This is a genomic window from Nonomuraea sp. NPDC005983, assembly GCF_040614375.1.
Taxonomy (GTDB): Bacteria; Actinomycetota; Actinomycetes; order Streptosporangiales; family Streptosporangiaceae; genus Nonomuraea.
Genome location: NZ_JBEXUP010000149.1, coordinates 1 through 20,996 on the forward strand (window position 1 = coordinate 1; position 20,996 = coordinate 20,996).

Consider the following 20,996-nt stretch of genomic DNA (forward strand, 5'->3'; position numbering starts at 1 on the left):
CAGGCCAGCAGCAGGACCGTGAGTAGCCGCCTCACCGATCAAAGCCTTCCATCGAGCGTTTCCAAACCCGTCTATGGTCCCACTCGTGACGGACCGGTTCGGCGGGCGCCCGCGCGGGCTGTTCTGCGGCATCGGCGTCTGCTTCGACTGCCTGGTCACGGTCAACGGCCGCCCTCCCGAGCGCGCCTGCCTGCTGGAGGCCGAGCCGGGCGACGCGGTCACGACCGCGCCGGTCAAGGAGGGGCCGGTCAAGCAGGGGCCGGTCGAGGAGGCAGCGGGCGCATGACGGACACCTACGATCTCGCGGTGATCGGCGGCGGCCCCGCCGGAGTGGCCGGAGCCCTCGCGGCGGCCCTCGGCGGGCTGCGCGTCGCGCTCGTCGACTCGGGCGCCCGCCTCGGCGGCCAGTACTTCCGCCACCCCGCCGACCCCGGCGCCGGGCACGCCGCGGCCGGGTTCGACCGGTTCCTCCGGCAGGGACGGGCCCTCGGCGAGCGCGCCGACCTCCTGCTCAAGCACCAGGTGTGGGCCGTGTCCAGGCAGGACGACGGAGTGTTCGCCGTCCAGTGCGTCACGCCCGGCGGCAACGTCGCAGTCCTGTGCCGGGACCTGCTGATCGCCACCGGGGCGTACGACCGGCCGCTGCCGTTCCCCGGCTGGGACCTGCCCGGCGTCCTCACGGCCGGCGGCGCGCAGGCGCTGCTCAAGGGCGGCAACGTCGTCGCCGGCAGGCGGATCGTCGTAGCGGGCACCGGGCCGTTCCTGCTGCCCGTGGCGGCGGGCCTCGCCGGGGCGGGCGCCGACGTGCTGGGCGTGTACGAGGCCAACGGCGGGCTCGGCCTGGCCAGGCACCCGATGCTGGCCGCGGGCAAGCTGGGCGAGGCCGCCGGATACGGCCTTGAGCTGGTCAGGAGGCGGGTGCCGTACCGGACCCGCCAGGCGGTGGTCGCCGCGCACGGCGAGCACGAGCTGGAAGGCGTCACCATCGCCCGCCTGGACCCCAGCTGGAACGTCGTCGCCACCCGCGAGCTGGAGTGCGACACGCTGGCCTTCGGATACGGCTTCGTCCCGCAGATCGAGCTGGGCGTCCAGCTCGGCTGCCGCACCCGAGCCGACGTGGACGGCAGCCCCGTCCTGGACGTGGACGCCGCGCAGCGGACCTCGGTGGACGGGGTCTGGGCGGCGGGCGAGCCCACCGGCGTCGGCGGCCGGCACCTGGCGGAGCTGGAGGGCCGCATCGCCGGCCTCGCCGTCACCGCCGCCCGCGGGGGCGACCCCGGGCCGGTCCCCGGTCTGCTGACCCGCAGACGGCGCAGGTTGCGCGCGTTCGGCGAGGCGCTCCAGCGGGCATACCCGGTCAGACCCGGCTGGCAGGGGTGGCTGCGCGATGACACGCTGGTATGCCGGTGCGAGGAGGTGCCGCTGTCGCGCATCCGCGAGGCGCAGGCGCTCGGCGCCACCGACGCGCGGTCGATCAAGCTGCTCGCCCGGCCCGGCATGGGCTGGTGCCAGGGCCGCATCTGCGGCCACGCCGTCGCCTGCCTGGCCGGAGAGCCGCCCCAGCCGCCCCGGCGTCCCATCGCCCAGCCCGTCAGCCTCGGGGCGCTCGCCGCGCTGGACCCCAGCGCCGACATCGGCTCCCAAGACGACACCGGCCCCACCCCTCACACCGGCCCCACCGCTGACACCAGCCCCACCCCCGACATCAGCACCCACAGCAAACCCCGTAACGGAGGACCTGTTTCATGACGGATCGGATCAAGCCCTGGCACGGCGTCATGGTCGCCACCGCGCTGCCGCTGCGCGAGGACCTGTCGGTCGACTTCGACGGCTACGCCGGGCACTGCCGGTGGCTGGTGGAGAACGGCTGTGACGGCGTGGTGCCGAACGGGTCGCTGGGCGAGTACCAGACCCTCACCGCCGACGAGCGGGTGCAGGTGATGCGAACCGCCGTCGAGGCCGTCGGCGGGCGCAACGTGATGCCCGGCGTGGGCGCGTACGGCGCCGACGAGTCGCGCCGCTGGGCCGAGCGGGCGGGCGAGGCCGGCTGCGGCTCGGTGCTGCTGCTGCCGCCCAACTCCTACCGCGCCGACGAGCGGGCCGTCGTGGAGCACTACCGCGAGGTGGCCAAGGCGGGCGTGCCGATCGTGGCCTACAACAACCCCTACGACACCAAGGTCGACCTCACCCCGGCCCTGCTGGCCAGGCTGTTCGACGAGGGCCTGATCGTGGCGGTCAAGGAGTTCACCGGCGACCCGCGCCGCGCCTACGAGATCGCCGAGCTGGCCCCCGGCCTGGACCTGCTGATCGGCTCCGACGACGTGCTGCTCGAACTGGCGCTGGCCGGGGCCGTCGGCTGGATCGCCGGGTACCCGAACGCGCTGCCCGCCTCCAACGTCGCCCTGTACCGCGCCGCCGTCGCCGGCGACCTCGACACCGCGCTGCCGCTCTACAAGACGCTGCACCCGCTGCTGCGCTGGGACTCCAAGACCGAGTTCGTCCAGGCCATCAAGCTGTCCATGGACCTCGCCGGCCGGTACGGCGGCCCCAGCCGCCACCCGCGAGTGCCGCTGACCGAGGAGCAGGCGGCGGCCGTCCGCGCCGCGACGGAGAAGGTGCTGGCGGAGGGCCTGCGATGAGGACCCGCCGGGTCTTCCACGCCGTCGACTCCCACACCGAGGGCATGCCGACCCGCGTGATCACCGGCGGAGTCGGCGTGATCCCCGGCGCCAGCATGGCCGAGCGGCGTGTCTACTTCCGTGACAACCTCGACCACATCCGCAGGCTCCTGATGAACGAGCCGCGCGGCCACGCCGCCATGAGCGGCGCCATCCTCCAGCCGCCCACCAGGCCGGACGCCGACTGGGGAGTGCTGTTCATCGAGGTCTCGGGGCTGCTGCCGATGTGCGGCCACGGCACGATCGGCGTCGCCACCGTCCTGGTCGAGACCGGCATGGTGGAGGTGGTCGAGCCCGTCACGACCGTGCGGCTGGAGGTCCCGGCGGGCCTGGTCGTGGTGGACGTGGCGGTGCAGGACGGCATGGCCATGTCGGTGACCCTGCGCAACGTCCCCGCCTACAGCGACCGGCTGGACGCGCAGGTCGAGGTGCCCGGCTTCGGTCACATCCGCTACGACCTGGCCTACGGCGGCAACTTCTACGCCATCGTCGACCTGGACGCCTACGGGCTGCCGTTCGACCGCAAGGCCAAGAACGAGATCCTCGCCGCCGGCCTGGCGACCATGGACGCCATCAACGCCGCCGACGAGCCCGTCCACGCCGAGGACGAGCGGATCCGCGGGTGCCACCACGTCTACTTCGCCGCGCCCGGCTCCGACGCCCGGCACTCCAGGCACGCGATGGCGATCTTCCCCGGCTGGTTCGACCGCTCGCCGTGCGGCACCGGCACCAGCGCCCGCATGGCCCAGTTGCACGCCCGCGGCGAGCTGGGCCTGGGCAGTGACTTCGTCAACGAGTCGTTCATCGGCACCCGCTTCGTCGGCAGGCTGCTGGAGGAGACCACGGTCGGCGGCAGGCCCGCGGTCGTCCCGTCGATCACCGGTCGCGCCTGGGTCACCGGAACCGCCCAGTACTTCCTCGACCCTCGCGACCCCTTCCCCGAAGGGTTCGAACTGTGATCACCACGATCGACTACCACACCGCCGGTGAGCCCTTCCGGGTCGTCACCGGCGGCGTGCCGGAGATCCCCGGCGCCACCGTCCTCGACCGCCGCGCCAACGCGGCGGACCCCACCCTGGACCCCACCGTGGACGGCGTTCGGCGGCTGCTCTGCCACGAGCCGCGCGGCCACGCCGACATGTACGGCTGCTTCCTGGTGCCGCCCGACGACCCGGGCGCCCACCTCGGCGTGCTGTTCTGGCACAAGGACGGCTACTCCACCGCCTGCGGCCACGGCACGATCGCGCTCGGCGTCCACGCAGTCCAGGAGGGCCTGGTCAAGGCGGACCCCGACGGCGAGAGCGACGTGGTCATCGACGTCCCCTCCGGCCGCGTCACCGCCAGGGTGCGCAGCTCGGGCGGGCGCATCCAGTCCGTCACGTTCGTCAACGTCCCGTCGTATGTGATCGCCCGCGGCGTCCCCGCCGGCGCAACCACGACGGACCTGTCCTACGGCGGGGCCATCTACGCGTCCGTGCCCGCCGCCGCGCTCGGCCTGAGCGTGCGGCCCGAGCACCTGACGGAGCTGATCGCGCACGCCCGCCGCATCAAGGCGGACCTGGCGGGCCACCCGGCCTCGCGGCACCCGGACGACGACCGGCTGTCGGGCGTCTACGGCGTGATCTTCTACGACGAGCTCGACGGCGACGGCCACCAGCGCAACGTCACGGTGTTCGCCGACGGCGAGGTGGACCGCTCGCCGTGCGGCTCGGGCACGGCCGCCAGGCTCGCCCTGCTGCACGAGGACGGCTTCCGTGGCACCCTGATCCACGACGGCATCGTCGGCACCACCTTCCGCGCCCGGGTGACCGGCGTGGCCGGGCGGGGCGTGATCCCCGAGATCGAAGGCATGGCCTACCGCACCGGCAGGCACGCCTTCGAGCTCGACCCCGACGACCCCATCGGCACCGGCTTCACCCTCCGCTGACCCCGACCTGGATGCGATGAACTCCCTGCCCTACCTCGACGCCACCGCCATCGAGCGGCTGGTACCCGTGGCGCGTGCCGTCCAGATCCTGGAGGACGCGCTGCGGGCCGGTCTCGACCCGGAGGACACGCCGCGGCGGCCCATCGTCGAGCTGCCCGCCGGGCAGCTCCTGCTGATGCCCGCCGCTGCCGGACGGTACGCCGGGCTCAAGGCCGTCACGGTCGCGCCCGCCAACCCCGGCCGCGGCCTGCCGCGCATCCAGGGCACGTACCTGCTGCTCGACGGCGAGACCCTCACCCCGCTCGCGGCCATGGACGGCCTCGCGCTCACCTCACTGCGCACCCCGGCGGTCTCGGCGCTCGCCGTCCGCCACCTGGCCGCCCCCGACGCCCGCGACCTGCTGGTCTTCGGCACCGGCCCGCAGGCGTGGGGCCACGTCCTGGCCCTGGCGGAGGTTCGCCCCGTCGAGCGGGTCACCCTCGTCGGCCGCGACCGCTCACGCGCCGAGTCCCTGGCCGGCCGCTGCCGCGCCCGCGGCCTGGAGACCCTCGTGCTGCCCGCCTCCGGCGAGCAGGTCGGCGAGGCGGTCGCCAGGGCGGACCTGATCGCCTGCTGCACCACCGCCAGAGAGCCGCTCTTCCCAGGTAAACTCGCCCCCGACGGCGCCACCGTGGTGGCGGTCGGGTCGCACGAGCCAGACGCCCGCGAGCTCGACGACGACCTCGTCGCCCGCGCCACCCTCGTCGTCGAGGCCCGATCGGCGGCACTGGCCGAGGCAGGCGATGTCGTCATTCCGCTACGCCACGGTACGATCACCACCGATCACCTCGCCGGGAACCTCGCCGAGCTGGTCGCTGGGCGGGTGGCCGCGGGGGCCGGGCCCCGCGTCTTCAAGAGCACGGGCATGGCGTGGGAGGACCTCGTGGTCGCCGCCGCCGCATACGAGGCGTGGACGTAGGAGGGGATGGGCCGATGGCTGTCGAGGGCCGGCTGGACCTGCCGATGGTGGGGGAACGGCAGAGCCTGCGCGAACAGGTGGCGCACGCGCTCCGTGCCGCGCTGGTCGCGGGGGAGATGCGCCCGGGAGTGGTGTACTCGGCGCCGGTGCTCGCCGGGCAGTTCGGCGTGTCCGCGACGCCCGTCCGCGAGGCCATGCTCGACCTGGCCAAGGAGGGCCTGGTCGAGGCGGTGCGTAACAAGGGCTTCCGGGTCACCGAGCTGTCCGAGCGAGACCTGGACGAGCTGACCGAGATCCGCCAGCTCATCGAGGTGCCGACCGTGAGCCGCCTGGCCGACGCGGCGCGGGCCGACGACTTCGAACGGCTGCGGCCCTTCGCCCAGGAGATCGTCGACGCGGCGGAACGCGGCGACCTGCTCGCCTACGTCGACGCCGACCTGCGTTTTCACGTCGAGCTGCTGACCCTGTCGGGCAACGCCCACCTGGTCGCCGTGGTGCGCGACCTGCGCAACAGGGCCCGCCTGTACGGCCTGTCGCAGCTGTCGCAGCGCGGCACGCTCACCGACTCGGCCAGAGAGCACCTGGCCCTGCTCGACGCGCTCAAGAGCGGCGACGGCGAGGCGGTCAGGCACATCATGGGCAAGCACATCCAGCACGTCCGCGGCATCTGGGCCGACCCCGACGCCGAGTAGCCGCCCTTACCCCTTCTTGGCCCTGCGGGTCGAGCCCAGGCTCGCGGCCACGATGCACACGATCGCCGCCCACTGCTGCACGTGCAGGATCTCGCCCAGCACCAGCACCCCGATCAGCGCCGCCACCGCGGGCTCCAGGCTCATCAGGATGCCGAACACCTCCTTGGGCATCCGCCGCAGCGCCTGCATCTCCAGCGAGTACGGGATCACCGACGACAGCAGGCCCACGCCCAGCCCGATCAGCAGCAGGTGCGGCTGCAGGAGGTCGGCGCCGCCCGTCGTGATGCCGACGGGAGCGATCAGCACGGCCGAGACGATCATCGCGAACGACAGCCCGGACGTACCGGGAAAGCGCCGCCCGGCCGCCGCCGACAGCAGGATGTACGCCGCCCAGCCCGCGCCCGCAACCAGGGCGAACCCGATGCCGACCCAGCTCACCGACGCCGCCTCGCCCCACGGCGCGAGCAGGGCCACGCCGGCCGCCGCGAGCCCGATCCACAGCAGGTCGATCCGGCGGCGCGAGGCCGCCACGGCCACCCCGAGCGGCCCGAGGAACTCGATCGCCACCGTGATGCCCAGCGGCAGCCGCGACAGCGCCTCGTAGAACGAGAGGTTCATCACCGCCAGCGTCGCGCCGAAGGCCAGGCCGATCGCCCAGTCCCGCCAGGACAGCCCCTTCAGCTTCGGCCGCGCCACCGCGCCCATGATCAGCGCGCCGGCCGCGATGCGCACGAACACCACCGCGCTCGGCGGCAGCGCCGAGAACAGCTCCTTCGCGAACCCCGCGCCGAGCTGCACCGAAACGATCGCCAGCAGCACCAGCCCGGACGGCGGGATGGAGTCGGCGGCCGTGCGGAGCAGGCTGCCCGGCCGGGGCAGGCCGGAGCGGCGGTCGTACGGATCGTCAAGGGCGAAGGCGGTCACGGTACTCCTCATTGGCCATGAACTACGCAGAGGGTACTGAACCCCGCCGATCCGTCCGCCACCGAGGTCCACACGGCCGGCGGATCGGTGTGCGGGGCCCGCGCTTCGGGAGGGGGGTACAACGGGTATCTGGATCACCGGGCACCGTCCCACGACGATGGAGGGATGACCGCACCAGCACCACCCGTCCCCCTCACCCTCACCCGGCCGCCGCGCGCCCTGGCCATCGCCTCCTTCGTCAGCAGCTTCGACCGCTTCGCCGTCACCCCCATGCTGGTGCTGATCGCGCTGGACCTGCGCGTCCCGCTGGCCGCCGCGGTGGCCGCCGCCAGCGGCTACTTCCTCGCCTACGGGCTGTCGCAGCCGCTGTGGGGGGTGCTGTCCGACCGGTTCGGACGGGTCCGGGTGATGCGGGTGGCGCTGCTCGGCGCGGCGCTGGCCGGGGCGGTGTCGGCGGCGATGCCGGTGCTCGGCGCGCTCATCGGCTGCCGGATCGTGGTGGGCGCCTGCTTCGGCGCGGTCATCCCGACCTCGCTGACGTACGTCGGCGACACCGTCGAGGCGCGGGTGCGGCAGCGCGCCCTCACCGACCTGATGGCCGCCGCCGCGCTCGGCACCGCGGTGGCGACCGGGCTCGGCGGCGTGCTCGCCGACGTCCTCGACTGGCGGGTGGTGTTCATCGTCCCGGCCGCCTGCGCGCTGGCCTGCGCCGTCGCGTTGCGCGCGCTGCCCGAGCCGCCTCGCGCCCCGATCGGCGGGCTGGGCAGGCACGTCGGCGCGGTGCTGCGCAAGCCGTGGGCGCTGCTGGTGTTCGCGTTGGCCTTCGTCGAGGGCGCCGTCCTGCTCGGGACGATGGCCTTCCTGGCCACCGCGCTGGTGCACCACGGGGTCGCGACGGCCGTCGCCGGGCTGGCCACCGCCGCCTACGGGCTGGGGCTGTGGCTGTTCTCGCAGCTGGTCAAGCGCCTGTCGGGACGGTGGCCGGCCCCCGTGCTGATCGCCGTCGGCGGGGCCCAGTTGTGTGCCGGGTACGTGATCGTGACCATGAATGTGAGCCTGGCGACGGTCGCCGTGACCGCGTTGCTACTCGGCGGCGGCTGGTCGTTCATCGAGACTCCTCGAGCGTGGAAACCTCCGTCTTCAGGCAGGGGAGGAAACGCTGCGCAGTGTCGCAGAGCTCGGTACTGTGTGTGACGGCGGCGATATCCAAGCTGCCGAAGGAACGGTTGTTGGTGTCCTCGCCGCTGGGCTAGCGGAGAGGTGAAACGCCTGTGGAGCCGGTGTAAGACCTCAAGGTGAGTTCCTCTCTCCGGCAGGCGGTCGGCGGTGAAGCAGGAAGGCTCACGGGTGACCGTGGGAATCCCTCTCGTTCAGGAGGGGGGGAGGTCAAGCACTCGTCGTTGCAGCCGGTTGGGGCCGCGTCCGTCGCGCCTACTCCCAGCGGAAGGTGCGGGCGGCCAGGACCAGCGTCAGGGCCGCCCAGCAGGCCAGGATCGCCAGCGCCCCCAGCGGCAGGGCGCCTCCGCCCGTCAGGACCGTGCGCAGGCCGCTCGTCAGCGCCGAGATCGGCAGCAGCTCCAGCACGTGCCGCAGCCCCGAGGGGAACTTCGACAGCGGGAACATCACGCCGCCGGCCCCCAGCAGCACCAGGTAGACCAGGTTGGCCGCGGCCAGGGTCGCCTCGGCCCTGAGGGTGCCCGCCATCAGCAGGCCCAGGCCGGAGAACGCCGCGGTGGCCAGCAGTACCAGCAGCGCGGCCGCCAGCGGCGAGCCGTGCGGATGCCAGCCGAGCGACAGCGCCACGGCGACGACCACCACGACCTGGATGGCCTCCACCGCGATCACGGCGACGGTCTTGGCCAGCATCAGCCCCGCCCTGGACAGCGGGGTCGCCCCCAGCCGCTTCAGCACGCCGTACCGGCGCTCGAAGCCGGTCGCGATCGCCTGCCCCGTGAACGCCGTGGACATGACGGCCAGGGCGAGCACGCCCGGCGCCAGGAAGTCCACCCGGCTGCCGCCGCCGATGTCGATCAGCGGCGCCAGTGAGAAGCCGACCAGCAGCAGCACCGGGATGATCAGGGTGAGCAGGAGCTGCTCGCCGTTGCGCAGCGTCGCGCGCACCTCGGCGCCCGCCTGCGCGAGCACCATGCGCGGGAACGGCGCGGCTCCCGGCGCGGGGGTGAAGTCGAGGGCGGTCATCGCGGTTCCCTGCCTGTCGGTTCGAGGAGGACGAGGGCGGTCATCGCAGTTCCCTGCCGGTCAGTTCGAGGAAGACGTCTTCCAGCGTGCGGCGCTCGATGCTCAGGTCGTCGGCGGCGACGCCCTCGGCGGCGCACCAGGCGGTGGCGGTGGCCAGCAGCTCGGGCCCCACGTGGCCCTCGATGATGTAGTGACCCGCCGGGGACTCCTTGGCCGCGCTACCCGCCGGCAGCGCGTTCAGCAGCTCGTCCAGCGCCAGCCCCGGACGCGCCCGGAAGCGCAGCTGGCGCGCCGCCCCCGTGAGCGACGCCGGGCTGCCCTCGGCGACGATGCCGCCCCGGTCGATGATGACCACCTGGTCGGCCAGCCGCTCGGCCTCGTCCATGTGGTGCGTGGTCAGCACCACCGACACGCCCGCCGAGCGCAGCTCGCCCACGAGCTCCCAGCAGGCGTGCCTGGCCTGCGGGTCGAGCCCGGCGGTCGGCTCGTCGAGGAAGACCAGCTCGGGCCGGCCGATCACGGCCGCGGCCAGCGACAGCCGCTGCTGCTGCCCGCCGGACAGGCGGCGGTACGGGGTGCGGGCGTGCTCGTCGAGGCCCAGCCGCGACAGCAGCGCCCGGGCGTCGAGCGGGTGCGCGTAGAAGCGGGAGACCAGTGACAGCCACTCGGCGCAGCGCATCGCGGGGGGCACGCCGCCCGCCTGCAGCATCACGCCGACCCGCGGCCTCAGCTCGGGCCGGGTGGGCGGCAGGCCGAGCACCCGCACCGTGCCGCCGTCGGGCCTGCGGAACCCCTCGCAGATCTCCACCGTGGACGTCTTGCCCGCGCCGTTCGGGCCGAGGATGGCGGTCACCGCGCCGCGCGCGGCGCGCAGCGACAGGCCGTCGACCGCTGTCGTGCCGCCGTATCGCTTGACCAGGCCGGTGGTCTCGACGGCTGGGGATTCCATGGCCACGAGTCTAGGGACTGCGGGCAGTGGTCATGCTGGCAGGCCGCGGCAGTGCTGGGCGGGTGCGAAAGCGGCGCTGGAACGACGCTGGGACGGCGCTGGAACGGCGCTGGGACGGCGCTGGGACGGCGCTGAAATGGTGGCCGGATATGGACAGGTGTTGACCATGCGTTGCCCCGTGAGCCGGTGAGAGGGGTGAAAGTCTGAAATGGAGCCCAAGGTCACTGGAGGTTGACATGTCACAACACAGGGGATTCGCGCCAGGCGTCCCGTCGTGGGTGGACCTGTCGAGCACGGACGTCGACGGGTCCGTGCGGTTCTACGGACAACTCTTCGGCTGGCAGGCCGAGATGATCGACGATCCCGAGGCCGGGGGCTACGGCCAGTTCGTGTACGACGGCGACAAGGTCGCGGGCGTCGGCCCGGTCAGCGGCGAGGGCATGCCGTCGGCTTGGAACACCTACGTCGCCACCGATGACGCCGCGGTCACCGCCGACCGCGTCAAGAACGCCGGTGGCACAGTCGTCATGGAGCCGATGCAGATCTTCGAGGAAGGCACGATGGCCATCTTCCAGGCTCCCGACCAGTCGTTCGTGTCGGTCTGGCAGGCGGGCAACCACAAGGGCGCCCAGCTGGTCAACGAGCCGGGCTCGTTCTGCTGGAACGAGCTGGTCTCCTGCGACGTCCCCGCCGCCGAGCGGTTCTACTCCTCCGTCTTCGGCTGGACGCCCAACACCCAGGACCTGGGCGGCATGGCCTACACCGAGTGGCAGCTCGGCGGCGACAGCATCGGGGGCATGATCGAGATGCCGGGCGACTACCCGCCTGACACGCCCTCCTTCTGGATGGTGTACTTCGCGGTCGCCGACCTGGACCGCGCCGTCCGCGACGCGCGCCGCCTCGGCGCGAACGTGCTCGTCGAGTCCATGGACACGCCCGCCGGACGGTTCGCGATGTGCGTCGACCCGCAGGGCGCGCCCTTCTCCATGATCCAGCTGAGCGAAACCGGATGAAATATCTGATGACTGGGAATTCGGAGGACCTTATCCCGGTTTGACCCCTCGGCCCTCATGGGTCACACCAGCCTGTGAGGGAGAGGGGTCCACGCATGTCCGTGGCGGAAGCCGCGCAACCCGTCGTCAACCGAAAGAGCCGCCGCGGACTGCTTCTGCTCATCCTGGGAGCGCTGTCGGCCATCGGCCCGCTCTCCATCGACATGTACCTGCCCGCGCTGCCCGCCATCGCCGGCGAGATGCTCAGCGCCCCGGCCCAGGTGCAGCTCACCCTGACCGCCTGCCTCATCGGCGTGTCGGTCGGCCAGGTGGTCGCCGGGCCCGTCAGCGACGTGCGCGGGCGCAGGACGCCGCTGCTCGTCGGCGTCGCCGGGTACGCGCTGGCCTCGCTGCTGTGCGCGTTCGCCCCCTCGGTACCCGCGCTGATCGTGCTCCGCCTGCTCCAGGGCGTCCTCGGCGGGGCCGCCCTGGTCATCGTCCGCGCCGTGGTCCGCGACCTGTACGAAGGGGCGGCCATCGCGCGCATCTTCGCCACGCTCATGCTCGTCAGCGGCCTGGCGCCGATCCTGGCCCCGATCGCGGGCGCCCAGTTGCTCACGTTCACGTCCTGGCGCGGGGTGTTCGTCACGCTGAGCATCGCCGGGGTCGTGCTGCTGCTGGCGGTGCTGGGCGGGGTCCGCGAGACGCTGCCCGCCGAGCGGCGGGAGGGCGGCGGGCTCGGGCACACCGTGCGCACCTTCTGGCGGCTCCTGCGCGACCGCGCGTTCATGGGCAGCGCGCTCACGGCCGGCCTGGCCTTCGCCGCCATGTTCGCCTACATCTCCGGCTCGCCGTTCGTGCTGCAGGAGGTGTACGGGGCCACGCCCCAGCAGTACTCGCTCATCTTCGGCCTCAACGCCTTCGGCCTGACGATCATGGCCCAGCTCGGCGGGCGGCTGTCCGGACGGGTGGCGCCGACCCGGCTCGTCTCTATCGGCCTGGTCGTCGCGGCGGCGGGAGGCGCGCTGCTGCTGGCCGCCGCGGCCACCGGCCTCGGGCTCGGCGGCATCGTCGCGGCCCTGTTCGTCATCATGTGCGGCCAGGGCCTGGTGCTGCCGGGCACCGGCGCGCTCGCCCTGGCCGGCCAGCCGCAGCAGGTCGCCGGGGCGGCGTCCGCGCTGCTCGGCGTGCTCCAGTTCGCGCTGGGCGCGGTCGCCGCGCCCCTCGTGGGCCTCGTGGGCTCGGGGACGGCCGTGCCGATGGCCACGGTCATGCTGGGCCTGTTCGCCTGCTCTGCGCTCACGTTCACCCTGCTCGGGCGCCGTATTAGGTAAGGCTTACCTGCGTGAGAAATTGCATTGACCGGCTTCCCGGATCCATTTGTGAACTGGGAAGGAATTACGGCACACTGATGTTGTGAAAAACGTGCCCACTTCGATCGACCATGGCAGCGAGCGCAGCACCCGTGCGCGCGTCGCCAGGCTGATCCTTGAGCACGGTCCCGTCGCGGCCGCCGCGCTGGGCGAGCGGCTCGGGCTCACGCCCGCCGCCGTCCGCCGTCATCTCGACGCGCTGCTCGCCGACGGGATGATAGAGCCCCGGACGGTGCGTCCGCGCGGGCAGCGCGGGCGCGGACGGCCGGCCAAGCTGTTCGCCATCACCGACGCGGGGCGCAGTGCTTTCGAGCACGCCTATGACGACCTGGCCGGGAGCGCGCTACGCTTCCTGGCCGAGCGCATGGGCGAGGAAGCCGTGGCCGACTTCGCCCGCTCGCAGGTCTCCGGCCTGCTGAGCCGGCTGGAGCCGGTCATGCGGACGGTGCCGGCAGACCAGCGGGTAGAGGTGCTGGCGCAGGCGCTGTCGGCAGAGGGGTACGCCGCCTCGGCCAGCAAGGCCGTGTTCGGCGGCGACCAGCTCTGCCAGCACCACTGCCCGGTGGCGCACGCGGCGGCGGAGTTCCCGCAGCTGTGCGAGGCCGAAACGGAGGCGTTCGCGCAGCTCCTCGGCACCCCGGTGCAACGTCTGGCCACCATCGCCCACGGCGACGGTGTCTGCACGACGCATGTGAGCCCGCAATCGCTGGGTGATCCCGCACATAGAGACAAGAGCAAGGAGACCGGAAGGTGACTGTCACCGACCGCCCGGAGCTGGAAGGCCTCGGGAATTACAAGTTCGGCTGGGCCGACCCGGATGCCGCGGGCGCGGCGGCCAAGCGAGGCCTGTCCGAGGAGGTCGTCCGCAACATCTCCGCGCTGAAGAACGAGCCGGAGTGGATGCTCGACCTTCGCCTGAAGGGCCTCCGCTTGTTCGACAGGAAGCCGCTGCCCACCTGGGGCTCTGACCTCACCGGCATCGACTTCGACAACATCAAGTACTTCGTGCGGTCCACCGAGAAGCAGGCCGCGTCGTGGGACGAGCTGCCCGCCGACATCAAGAACACCTACGACAAGCTCGGCATCCCCGAGGCGGAGAAGCAGCGCCTCATCGCCGGTGTCGCCGCCCAGTACGAGTCCGAGGTCGTCTACCACAAGATCCGTGAGGACCTTGAGGAGAAGGGCGTCATCTTCCTCGACACCGACACGGGCCTGAAGGAGCACGAGGACCTCTTCAAGGAGTACTTCGGCTCGGTCATCCCGGTGGGCGACAACAAGTTCGCCTCGCTCAACAGCGCCGTGTGGTCCGGTGGCTCGTTCATCTACGTGCCGCCGAACATCGAGGTCGAGATCCCGCTGCAGGCCTACTTCCGGATCAACACCGAGAACATGGGCCAGTTCGAGCGGACCCTGATCATCGTCGACGAGAACAGCTACGTGCACTACGTCGAGGGCTGCACCGCGCCGATCTACTCGTCCGACTCGCTGCACTCCGCGGTCGTCGAGATCATCGTGAAGAAGAACGCCCGCTGCCGTTACACGACCATCCAGAACTGGTCGAACAACGTCTACAACCTGGTCACCAAGCGCGCCGTCGCCTACGAGGGCGCCACCATGGAGTGGATCGACGGCAACATCGGCTCCAAGGTCACGATGAAGTACCCGGCCGTCTACCTGATGGGCGAGCACGCCAAGGGCGAGACCCTGAGCGTCGCGTTCGCGGGCGAGGGCCAGCACCAGGACGCCGGCTCCAAGATGGTGCACCTGGCTCCCAACACCAGCTCCAGCGTCATCTCCAAGTCGGTGGCGCGCGGCGGCGGCCGCACCTCCTACCGCGGTCTCGTGCAGATCGAGGAGGGCGCGCACGGCAGCGCCAGCACCGTCAAGTGCGACGCGCTGCTCGTCGACCAGATCAGCCGCTCCGACACCTACCCCTACGTCGACGTCCGCGAGGACGACGTGCGCATGGGCCACGAGGCGACCGTCTCCAAGGTCAGCGAGGACCAGCTCTTCTACCTCATGAGCCGCGGGCTCAACGAGGACGAGGCGATGGCCATGATCGTGCGCGGCTTCGTGGAGCCGATCGCGCGTGAGCTGCCCATGGAGTACGCGCTCGAGCTGAACCGGCTGATCGAGCTGCAGATGGAAGGAGCCGTCGGCTGATGGGCCTGAACGAGAAGCCCCTGTCGACCCTGCACGAGAAGGCGTCCTACGACCTGGGCGACTTCGACGTCCCGACCGGGCGCGAGGAGGCGTGGCGGTTCACCCCGCTGTCGCGGCTGAAGGGCCTGCACAACGGCACGGCCAGCGGGGCCGGGCACGTCGTGGTGGACGTCGACGCCGCCCCCGAGGTCACCGTCGAGACGGTCGGGCGCGACGACCCACGCGTCGGCCAGGCGTACGTGCCCGGCGACCGGGTCAGCGCGCAGGCCTACAGCAGCTTCGAGAAGGCGACCGTCGTCACGGTGCCGCGCGAGGCCGTCACGTCCAAGCCGACCGTGCTCACGCTCACCGGCAGCGGCGATGGCGCCGCCTACGGCCACATCGTGGTCCGGGTGGAGCCGCTGGCCGAGGCCGTGCTGGTGCTCGACCACAAGGGCAGCGCCGTCTACGCCGACAACGTTGAGTTCGTCGTCGGCGACGGCGCCTCGCTCAGGGTCGTCAGCCTGCAGGACTGGGACGACGACGCCGTCCACGTCTCGCACCACCACGCCCAGCTGGGCAAGGACGCCACCTTCCGCGGCTTCGCGGCGACGCTCGGCGGCGACCTGGTGCGGCTGTCGCCCAGCGTGTCCTACACCGCCCCCGGCGGCGACGCCGACCTGTCCGGCGTCTACTTCGCCGACGCGGGCCAGCACCTGGAGCACCGCCTGCTGGTCGACCACTCCCAGCCCAACTGCAAGAGCAACGTCGACTACCGCGGCGCCCTGCAGGGCGAGGACGCCCACACGGTGTGGATCGGCGACGTGATCATCAGGGTCGAGGCCGAGGGCACCGACACCTACGAGCTCAACCGCAACCTGCTCCTCACCGACGGCGCCCGCGCCGACTCGGTGCCGAACCTGGAGATCCTCACCGGCGAGGTGGCCGGCGCGGGCCACGCCAGCGCCTCCGGCCGCCTCGACGACGAGCACATCTTCTACCTGCAGGCCCGCGGCATCCCCTACGACGAGGCCCGGCGCCTGGTCATCCGGGGCTTCCTCGGCCAGCTCATCGAGAAGATCCAGATCGAGGAGATCCGCGACCGCGTGCTCGCGGCAGTGGAGGCGGAGCTCGCGCGATGAGTTTCGAGAAGGTGTGCAGGGTCGCGGACATCCCCGACGGAGGCGTCATCGGCCTCGAGGTCGGCGATACCCCGGTCGCGCTGGTGCGCAAGGGCGAGGAGGTCTTCGCCCTGCACGACGTGTGCTCCCACGCCGAGGTGAAACTCAGCGAGGGAGAGGTCTACGACGGAACCCTGGAGTGCTGGCTGCACGGCTCGTGCTTCGACGTCCGCTCCGGCAAGCCGACAGGCCCGCCCGCGACCAAGCCCGTGAACGTCTACACAGTCAAGATCGACGGCGATGACGTCCTCGTCTCGCTCTCGAAGGAGTCATAAGCAACATGCCCACCCTTGAGATCCGTGACCTGAAGGTCGCCGTCGAGGACAAGGAAATCCTGCGCGGCGTCAACCTGACCGTGAAGTCCGGCCACACCCACGCCATCATGGGCCCCAACGGCTCCGGCAAGTCGACGCTCGCCTACGCGATCGCCGGTCATCCCAAGTACACGATCACCGGCGGCCATGTGCTGCTCGACGGCGTCGACCTGCTCGCCCTGTCCGTCGACGAGCGCGCCCGCGCCGGCCTGTTCCTCGCCATGCAGTACCCGGTCGAGGTTCCGGGCGTGTCGGTGTCGAACTTCCTGCGCTCGGCCGTCACGGCCACCCGCGGTGAGGCGCCCAAGCTGCGCGAGTTCGCCAAAGACCTCAAGAACGGCATGGACGCGCTGTCCATCGACGGCGCCTTCGCCCAGCGCAACCTGAACGAGGGCTTCTCCGGCGGCGAGAAGAAGCGGCACGAGATCCTCCAGCTCGAACTGCTCAAGCCGAAGATCGCGGTGCTCGACGAGACCGACTCCGGCCTGGACGTCGACGCGCTGCGCGTGGTGTCGGAGGGCATCAACCGCTTCCGCGCCTCCGGCGAGACCGGCGTGCTGCTGATCACGCACTACACCCGCATCCTGCGCTATGTGAAGCCCGACTTCGTCCACGTCTTCGCCGGCGGCCGGATCGTCGAGGAGGGCGGGCCGGAGCTGGCCGAGAAGCTCGAGGCCGAGGGCTACGAGCAGTACACGAAGGCGTCTGCATGAGTTCCACCAGCTTGGACGTGGAGAGGATCAGGAAGGACTTCCCGGTTCTCTCCCGCGAGCTGCCCGGCGGGCGCCCGCTCGTCTACCTGGACTCGGGCAACTCCTCGCAGAAGCCCACCTCGGTCATCGAGACCATGCGTGAGCACCTGGCGATGCACTACAGCAACGTCGGGCGGGCCTTGCACGTGCTCGGCTCGGAGTCGACCGAGGCGTACGAGGGCGCGCGCGACAAGCTCGCCGCGTTCATCGGCGCCCCGTCGCGCGACGAGGTGATCTTCACCAAGAACGCCTCCGAGGCGCTCAACCTGGTCGCCTACTCCTTCGGGCAGCACGTGTGGGGGGCCTCCGGCGAGGCGGACCCGCGCTTCGCGCTCGGCCCGGGCGACGAGATCGTCATCTCCGAGATGGAGCACCACTCCAACATCGTGCCGTGGCAGCTCCTCGTGCAGCGCACCGGCGCGACGCTGAAGTGGTTCGGCGTCACCGACGACGGCAGGCTCGACCTGTCCAACCTCTCGGAGCTGGTCACCGAGCGGACGAAGATCGTCTCCATCGCGCACCAGTCGAACGTGCTCGGCACCGTCAACCCGGTCGCCGACGTGCTGCGGCGGGCCCGCGAGGTGGGCGCGCTCGTCATGCTCGACGCCTCCCAGTCCGTGCCGCACCACCCGGTGAACGTCGCCGAGCTGGGCGTCGACTTCGTGGCCTTCACCGGCCACAAGATGGTCGGCCCCTCGGGCATCGGCGTGCTGTGGGGCCGGGCCGAGCTGCTCGACGCCATGCCCCCGTTCCTGGGCGGCGGTGAGATGATCGAGGCGGTCTGGATGGACCACTCGACGTACGCGGCCGTCCCGCACAAGTTCGAGGCGGGCACCCCGCCGATCGTCGAGGCGATCGGCCTCGGCGCGGCCGTCGACTACCTCACCGGCGTCGGCATGGACGCCATCGAGGCGCACGAGCGCTCCCTGACCGCGTACGCGCTCGACGCGCTGCGCGAGGTGCCCACGCTGCGCCTCATCGGCCCCGACTCGCTGGAGCGGCGCGGCGGCACGCTGTCGTTCACGCTCGACGGGATTCACCCGCACGACGTCGGGCAGATTCTCGACGACAGTTTCGGCATCGCCGTCCGCGTCGGGCACCACTGCGCACGCCCCCTGCACCTGCGCTTCGGAATACCGGCGACCACGCGGGCGTCGTTCTACCTGTACAACACCACGGGCGAGATCGACGCTCTGGTGCGCGGCCTCCACCACGTTCAGAAGGTGTTCGCATAGCCATGATCGGCGAGTCGATGTACCAGGAGCTGATCCTGGAGCACTACAAGCACCCGCAGGGGCGGGGGCTGCGCGAGCCGTACGACGCCGAGGTTCACCACGTGAACCCGACGTGCGGCGACGAGATCACGCTCAGGGTCAGGGTGGGCGACGCCGGCAAGATCGAGGACGTCTCCTACGACGGCCAGGGCTGCTCCATCAGCCAGGCCGCCGCGTCCGTGCTGCACGAGCTGACCACCGGCTCCACGGTCGAGGAGAGCCTGTCCGTGGTCGACGAGTTCACCCGCCTCATGCAGGGCAGGGGGCAGGTGGAAGCCGACGAGGACGTGCTCGGCGACGCGGTCGCGTTCGCGGGCGTGGCCAAGTTCCCTGCGCGCGTGAAGTGCGCGCTGTTGTCCTGGATGGCGTACAAGGACGCTGTGGTGAGGAGTGCTGCGCGATGAGCAAGCCGGTGGAGACCCCGACGACCGCGTTCGACGGTGACATCACCGTCGAGGAGGTCATGGAGGCGCTCAAGGACGTCGTCGACCCCGAGCTCGGCATCAACGTCGTCGACCTCGGCCTGATCTACGGGCTGAACCTCGACCCGGCCGACGGCGGCCACCCCGTGGCGACCATCGACATGACGCTGACGAGCGCCGCCTGCCCGCTGACGGACGTCATCGAGGACCAGGCGCACTCGGCGCTCGACGGCATGGTCTCCGACGTCAAGATCAACTGGGTCTGGCTGCCGCCGTGGGGCCCCGACAAGATCACCGATGAAGGTCGGGAGCAGCTCCGTATGCTAGGCTTTAACGTCTGATCTTTGAGCTGTACGGCTGACGCGTCCGCGTCAGCCGCTTCAGCGTGCCGAGGGCTTCCGGAAGGTCCGGGTCCTGTCGCGGGAATACCCGTAACAATTCCCGCGTTGGCACCATGTACACCTGACGCATCATCGCGCGTCTCACGCCGCCTGCGGCCGGCGCCCTGGTGTACCCCCTCCCCTCCCGTCCCGATGGCGGGCGCACCGAAATGTGTACGGCACGGCCGTACGTCCCGGCTCGTCCTTTCGCAGAAGTGACGCGCCACTTCGACTGAAAGGCACGAACTTCGTGACCATGCTTGATGCTGCCATGCCCGAGATCGAGACCGCCCCTGAGGGGCCGTCCGAGTTCGAGCTTCTCGGCCTGCCGAAGCCGCTCGTCAACGGGCTGGCCAAGCAGGGCATCGACAGCCCGTTCCCCATCCAGAGCGCGACCATCCCCGACGTGCTGGCCGGCGCCGACGTCCTCGGCCGCGGCCAGACCGGCTCCGGCAAGACGCTCGCCTTCGGCCTGCCCACCATGGCCCGCCTCGCCGGCACGCGCCCCGCGCCCGGCCGTCCGCGGGCGATGATCCTGGTCCCCACCCGCGAGCTGGCCCTTCAGGTGCACGACGCGCTCGAGCCGCTCGGCCGCGGCCTCGGCCTGCGCATGAAGGTCGTCGTCGGCGGCATGTCCATGGGCAAGCAGATCGAGGCGCTGCGCCGCGGCGTCGACATCGTCATCGCCACCCCCGGCCGTCTCGGCGACCTCATCCGCCAGGGCGAGTGCTCGCTGTCGGACGTCGAGGTCAGCGTCCTCGACGAGGCCGACCACATGTGCGACCTCGGCTTCTTCCCCGTCGTCACCGACCTGCTCGCGCAGACCCCCGCCGACGGGCAGCGCCTGCTGTTCTCCGCCACGCTCGACGGCGACGTCGACAAGCTCGTGCGGCGCTTCCTGAAGGACCCGATCACACACTCCGTCGCCCCCGCGACCTCCCCGGTCGACACGATGGAGCACCACGTGATGCAGGTGACCCGCGACGACAAGTTCGACGTCACCGCCGAGATCGCCAACCGCGAGGGCCGGACCATCATCTTCGTCCGCACCCAGCACGGCGTCGACCGGCTGTGCAAGCAGCTCGCCCGGGTCGGCGTCAAGTCCGGCGGCCTGCACGGCGGCAAGCGCCAGAACCAGCGCACCCGCATCCTCGCCGAGTTCCGCGAGGGCGCGATCAACGTCCTGGTCTGCACGGACGTCGCCGCCCGCGGCATCCACGTCGACAACATCAGCCTGGTGCTGCACGTCGACCCGCCGCAGGACCACAAGAGCTACCTGCACCGCGGCGGCCGCACCGCCCGCGCCGGGGAGAAGGGCACCGTCGTCACGCTGGTGCTCCCCAGCGAGCGCCGCTCCACCGACCAGCTCACCCGGCGGGCGGGCATCCACCCGTTCCGGCTCAAGGCCACCCCGGGGCACCCGCGGGTCGCCGAGGTGACGGGCGCCCGCGTGCCGAGCGGCGAGGCCGTCCCGGTCTGGGAGCCCGACGTCCGCAAGCCGCTGCGTCCGCGCCGCGAGGGCGGCTCCGAGCGCCGTGGCCGCCGTCCGCGCCGCGAGTTCGACGGTGAGCGCCGTCCGCGTAGGCACGACGACGGCGAGCGCCGCTTCGCCTCCGGCGACGACCGCCGCCCCAGGCGCCACGAGGACGGCGACCGTCCGGCGCGTCGTCGTGACGACAGTGACCGTCCTGCGCGTCGCTACGACGACAGCGACCGTCCTGCGCGTCGCTACGACGACAGTGACCGGTCGTCCCAGGCCCGGCGTCACGAGGACGGCGGGCGTCCGTTCACCGCGGGGCGTCGCGACGACGGCGACCGGCCGTTCGGCGCGGGTGACGA

At 71.6% G+C, this 20,996-nt stretch carries 22 protein-coding genes; 19 read left to right on the forward strand and 3 right to left on the reverse strand.

The genetic code is table 11. The features are described from left to right. Positions 1 to 85 precede the first annotated feature (85 nt). The 7 genes from ABZ297_RS39075 to ABZ297_RS39105 are packed head-to-tail and all read left to right on the forward strand — an operon-like array spanning position 86 to position 6,255. A complete protein-coding gene (locus ABZ297_RS39075; protein ID WP_355357028.1) occupies positions 86 to 286 on the forward strand; it encodes a 2Fe-2S iron-sulfur cluster-binding protein in 201 nt (66 codons plus the stop codon). Continuing rightward, a complete protein-coding gene (locus tag ABZ297_RS39080) occupies positions 283 to 1,749 on the forward strand; it encodes an NAD(P)/FAD-dependent oxidoreductase (RefSeq protein WP_355357030.1) in 1,467 nt (488 codons plus the stop codon). The genes ABZ297_RS39075 and ABZ297_RS39080 overlap by 4 nt, the downstream gene beginning before the upstream one ends. Continuing rightward, the gene (locus ABZ297_RS39085) at positions 1,746 to 2,639 is read left to right on the forward strand and encodes a dihydrodipicolinate synthase family protein (RefSeq protein ID WP_355357032.1); all 894 of its coding nucleotides are present in this window, start codon (positions 1,746 to 1,748) and stop codon (positions 2,637 to 2,639) included. Before ABZ297_RS39080 ends, ABZ297_RS39085 begins: the two co-directional genes overlap by 4 nt. Next, positions 2,636 to 3,637, forward strand: a complete 1,002-nt coding sequence (locus ABZ297_RS39090) for a proline racemase family protein (RefSeq protein WP_355357034.1) — start codon at positions 2,636 to 2,638, stop codon at positions 3,635 to 3,637. The genes ABZ297_RS39085 and ABZ297_RS39090 overlap by 4 nt, the downstream gene beginning before the upstream one ends. Then, positions 3,634 to 4,605, forward strand: a complete 972-nt coding sequence (locus tag ABZ297_RS39095; protein WP_355357036.1) for a proline racemase family protein — start codon at positions 3,634 to 3,636, stop codon at positions 4,603 to 4,605. Before ABZ297_RS39090 ends, ABZ297_RS39095 begins: the two co-directional genes overlap by 4 nt. A gap of 16 nt (positions 4,606 to 4,621) precedes the next feature. Continuing rightward, on the forward strand, positions 4,622 to 5,563 hold the full coding sequence (locus ABZ297_RS39100) for an ornithine cyclodeaminase family protein (protein WP_355357038.1): 942 nt from the start codon (positions 4,622 to 4,624) through the stop codon (positions 5,561 to 5,563). Positions 5,564 to 5,577: 14 nt separating this feature from the next. Beyond that, entirely contained in the window at positions 5,578 to 6,255 is a 678-nt protein-coding gene (locus ABZ297_RS39105; RefSeq protein ID WP_355357040.1) for a GntR family transcriptional regulator, read from the forward strand. 6 nt (positions 6,256 to 6,261) lie between these two features. Here the strand turns inward: ABZ297_RS39105 and ABZ297_RS39110 are convergent, their stop codons facing one another. After that, complete coding sequence (locus tag ABZ297_RS39110) at positions 6,262 to 7,179, reverse strand: EamA family transporter (RefSeq protein WP_355357042.1); 918 nt, start codon at positions 7,177 to 7,179, stop codon at positions 6,262 to 6,264. Between the two features lie 165 nt (positions 7,180 to 7,344). Between ABZ297_RS39110 and ABZ297_RS39115 the strand changes: the two genes are divergently transcribed. Beyond that, on the forward strand, positions 7,345 to 8,373 hold the full coding sequence (locus tag ABZ297_RS39115; RefSeq protein ID WP_355357044.1) for an MFS transporter: 1,029 nt from the start codon (positions 7,345 to 7,347) through the stop codon (positions 8,371 to 8,373). Between the two features lie 237 nt (positions 8,374 to 8,610). Here ABZ297_RS39115 and ABZ297_RS39120 read toward each other — a convergent pair whose 3' ends face one another. Together ABZ297_RS39120 and ABZ297_RS39125 are read right to left on the reverse strand one after the other, a co-directional pair. Beyond that, positions 8,611 to 9,378 (reverse strand): ABC transporter permease, encoded by a 768-nt coding sequence (locus ABZ297_RS39120; protein WP_355357046.1) that lies wholly within the window; start codon positions 9,376 to 9,378, stop codon positions 8,611 to 8,613. 40 nt (positions 9,379 to 9,418) lie between these two features. Beyond that, positions 9,419 to 10,327 carry an ABC transporter ATP-binding protein gene (locus tag ABZ297_RS39125; protein ID WP_355357048.1) on the reverse strand — a complete coding sequence of 303 codons (909 nt, stop codon included), beginning with the start codon at positions 10,325 to 10,327 and terminating at the stop codon, positions 9,419 to 9,421. A gap of 236 nt (positions 10,328 to 10,563) precedes the next feature. Between ABZ297_RS39125 and ABZ297_RS39130 the strand changes: the two genes are divergently transcribed. The 11 genes from ABZ297_RS39130 to ABZ297_RS39180 form a co-directional block, all read left to right on the forward strand. Next, positions 10,564 to 11,340, forward strand: coding sequence for a VOC family protein (locus tag ABZ297_RS39130; protein WP_355357050.1), 777 nt, complete (start codon positions 10,564 to 10,566; stop codon positions 11,338 to 11,340). Positions 11,341 to 11,435: 95 nt separating this feature from the next. Next, positions 11,436 to 12,653, forward strand: a complete 1,218-nt coding sequence (locus tag ABZ297_RS39135) for a multidrug effflux MFS transporter (protein WP_355357052.1) — start codon at positions 11,436 to 11,438, stop codon at positions 12,651 to 12,653. 91 nt (positions 12,654 to 12,744) lie between these two features. Then, positions 12,745 to 13,446 carry a metalloregulator ArsR/SmtB family transcription factor gene (locus ABZ297_RS39140; RefSeq protein ID WP_355357054.1) on the forward strand — a complete coding sequence of 234 codons (702 nt, stop codon included), beginning with the start codon at positions 12,745 to 12,747 and terminating at the stop codon, positions 13,444 to 13,446. After that, positions 13,443 to 14,855, forward strand: coding sequence for a Fe-S cluster assembly protein SufB (gene sufB / locus ABZ297_RS39145; RefSeq protein WP_355357056.1), 1,413 nt, complete (start codon positions 13,443 to 13,445; stop codon positions 14,853 to 14,855). The genes ABZ297_RS39140 and sufB overlap by 4 nt, the downstream gene beginning before the upstream one ends. Continuing rightward, positions 14,855 to 15,976, forward strand: coding sequence for a Fe-S cluster assembly protein SufD (sufD, locus tag ABZ297_RS39150; protein ID WP_355357058.1), 1,122 nt, complete (start codon positions 14,855 to 14,857; stop codon positions 15,974 to 15,976). Before sufB ends, sufD begins: the two co-directional genes overlap by 1 nt. Next, positions 15,973 to 16,290, forward strand: coding sequence for a non-heme iron oxygenase ferredoxin subunit (locus ABZ297_RS39155; protein WP_355357060.1), 318 nt, complete (start codon positions 15,973 to 15,975; stop codon positions 16,288 to 16,290). Before sufD ends, ABZ297_RS39155 begins: the two co-directional genes overlap by 4 nt. 5 nt (positions 16,291 to 16,295) lie before the next feature. Continuing rightward, positions 16,296 to 17,042, forward strand: coding sequence for a Fe-S cluster assembly ATPase SufC (sufC, locus tag ABZ297_RS39160; RefSeq protein WP_355357062.1), 747 nt, complete (start codon positions 16,296 to 16,298; stop codon positions 17,040 to 17,042). Next, positions 17,039 to 18,316, forward strand: a complete 1,278-nt coding sequence (locus ABZ297_RS39165; RefSeq protein WP_355357064.1) for a cysteine desulfurase — start codon at positions 17,039 to 17,041, stop codon at positions 18,314 to 18,316. Before sufC ends, ABZ297_RS39165 begins: the two co-directional genes overlap by 4 nt. 2 nt (positions 18,317 to 18,318) lie before the next feature. Next, positions 18,319 to 18,759 carry a Fe-S cluster assembly sulfur transfer protein SufU gene (gene sufU / locus ABZ297_RS39170; RefSeq protein ID WP_355357066.1) on the forward strand — a complete coding sequence of 147 codons (441 nt, stop codon included), beginning with the start codon at positions 18,319 to 18,321 and terminating at the stop codon, positions 18,757 to 18,759. Next, positions 18,756 to 19,118: a metal-sulfur cluster assembly factor gene (locus ABZ297_RS39175; protein ID WP_355357068.1), complete on the forward strand. Its 363-nt coding sequence runs from the start codon at positions 18,756 to 18,758 to the stop codon at positions 19,116 to 19,118. The genes sufU and ABZ297_RS39175 overlap by 4 nt, the downstream gene beginning before the upstream one ends. Positions 19,119 to 19,428: 310 nt before the next feature. After that, positions 19,429 to 20,996 (forward strand): DEAD/DEAH box helicase (locus ABZ297_RS39180; protein ID WP_355357070.1); only part of this gene is annotated, 1,568 nt, incomplete at its 3' end.

What these genes read in the sequence shown, in the direction of transcription:
- ABZ297_RS39080 (WP_355357030.1), top strand. Translation starts at nt 283, where the DNA reads ATGACGGACACCTACGATCTCGCGGTGATCGGCGGCGGCCCCGCCGGA.
- ABZ297_RS39085 (WP_355357032.1), top strand. Translation starts at nt 1,746, where the DNA reads ATGACGGATCGGATCAAGCCCTGGCACGGCGTCATGGTCGCCACCGCG.
- ABZ297_RS39090 (WP_355357034.1), top strand. Translation starts at nt 2,636, where the DNA reads ATGAGGACCCGCCGGGTCTTCCACGCCGTCGACTCCCACACCGAGGGC.
- ABZ297_RS39100 (WP_355357038.1), top strand. Translation starts at nt 4,622, where the DNA reads ATGAACTCCCTGCCCTACCTCGACGCCACCGCCATCGAGCGGCTGGTA.
- ABZ297_RS39105 (WP_355357040.1), top strand. Translation starts at nt 5,578, where the DNA reads ATGGCTGTCGAGGGCCGGCTGGACCTGCCGATGGTGGGGGAACGGCAG.
- ABZ297_RS39115 (WP_355357044.1), top strand. Translation starts at nt 7,345, where the DNA reads ATGACCGCACCAGCACCACCCGTCCCCCTCACCCTCACCCGGCCGCCG.
- ABZ297_RS39120 (WP_355357046.1), bottom strand. Translation starts at nt 9,378, where the DNA reads ATGACCGCCCTCGACTTCACCCCCGCGCCGGGAGCCGCGCCGTTCCCG.
- ABZ297_RS39125 (WP_355357048.1), bottom strand. Translation starts at nt 10,327, where the DNA reads ATGGAATCCCCAGCCGTCGAGACCACCGGCCTGGTCAAGCGATACGGC.
- ABZ297_RS39130 (WP_355357050.1), top strand. Translation starts at nt 10,564, where the DNA reads ATGTCACAACACAGGGGATTCGCGCCAGGCGTCCCGTCGTGGGTGGAC.
- ABZ297_RS39135 (WP_355357052.1), top strand. Translation starts at nt 11,436, where the DNA reads ATGTCCGTGGCGGAAGCCGCGCAACCCGTCGTCAACCGAAAGAGCCGC.
- sufD (WP_355357058.1), top strand. Translation starts at nt 14,855, where the DNA reads ATGGGCCTGAACGAGAAGCCCCTGTCGACCCTGCACGAGAAGGCGTCC.
- ABZ297_RS39155 (WP_355357060.1), top strand. Translation starts at nt 15,973, where the DNA reads ATGAGTTTCGAGAAGGTGTGCAGGGTCGCGGACATCCCCGACGGAGGC.
- sufC (WP_355357062.1), top strand. Translation starts at nt 16,296, where the DNA reads ATGCCCACCCTTGAGATCCGTGACCTGAAGGTCGCCGTCGAGGACAAG.
- ABZ297_RS39165 (WP_355357064.1), top strand. Translation starts at nt 17,039, where the DNA reads ATGAGTTCCACCAGCTTGGACGTGGAGAGGATCAGGAAGGACTTCCCG.
- sufU (WP_355357066.1), top strand. Translation starts at nt 18,319, where the DNA reads ATGATCGGCGAGTCGATGTACCAGGAGCTGATCCTGGAGCACTACAAG.
- ABZ297_RS39175 (WP_355357068.1), top strand. Translation starts at nt 18,756, where the DNA reads ATGAGCAAGCCGGTGGAGACCCCGACGACCGCGTTCGACGGTGACATC.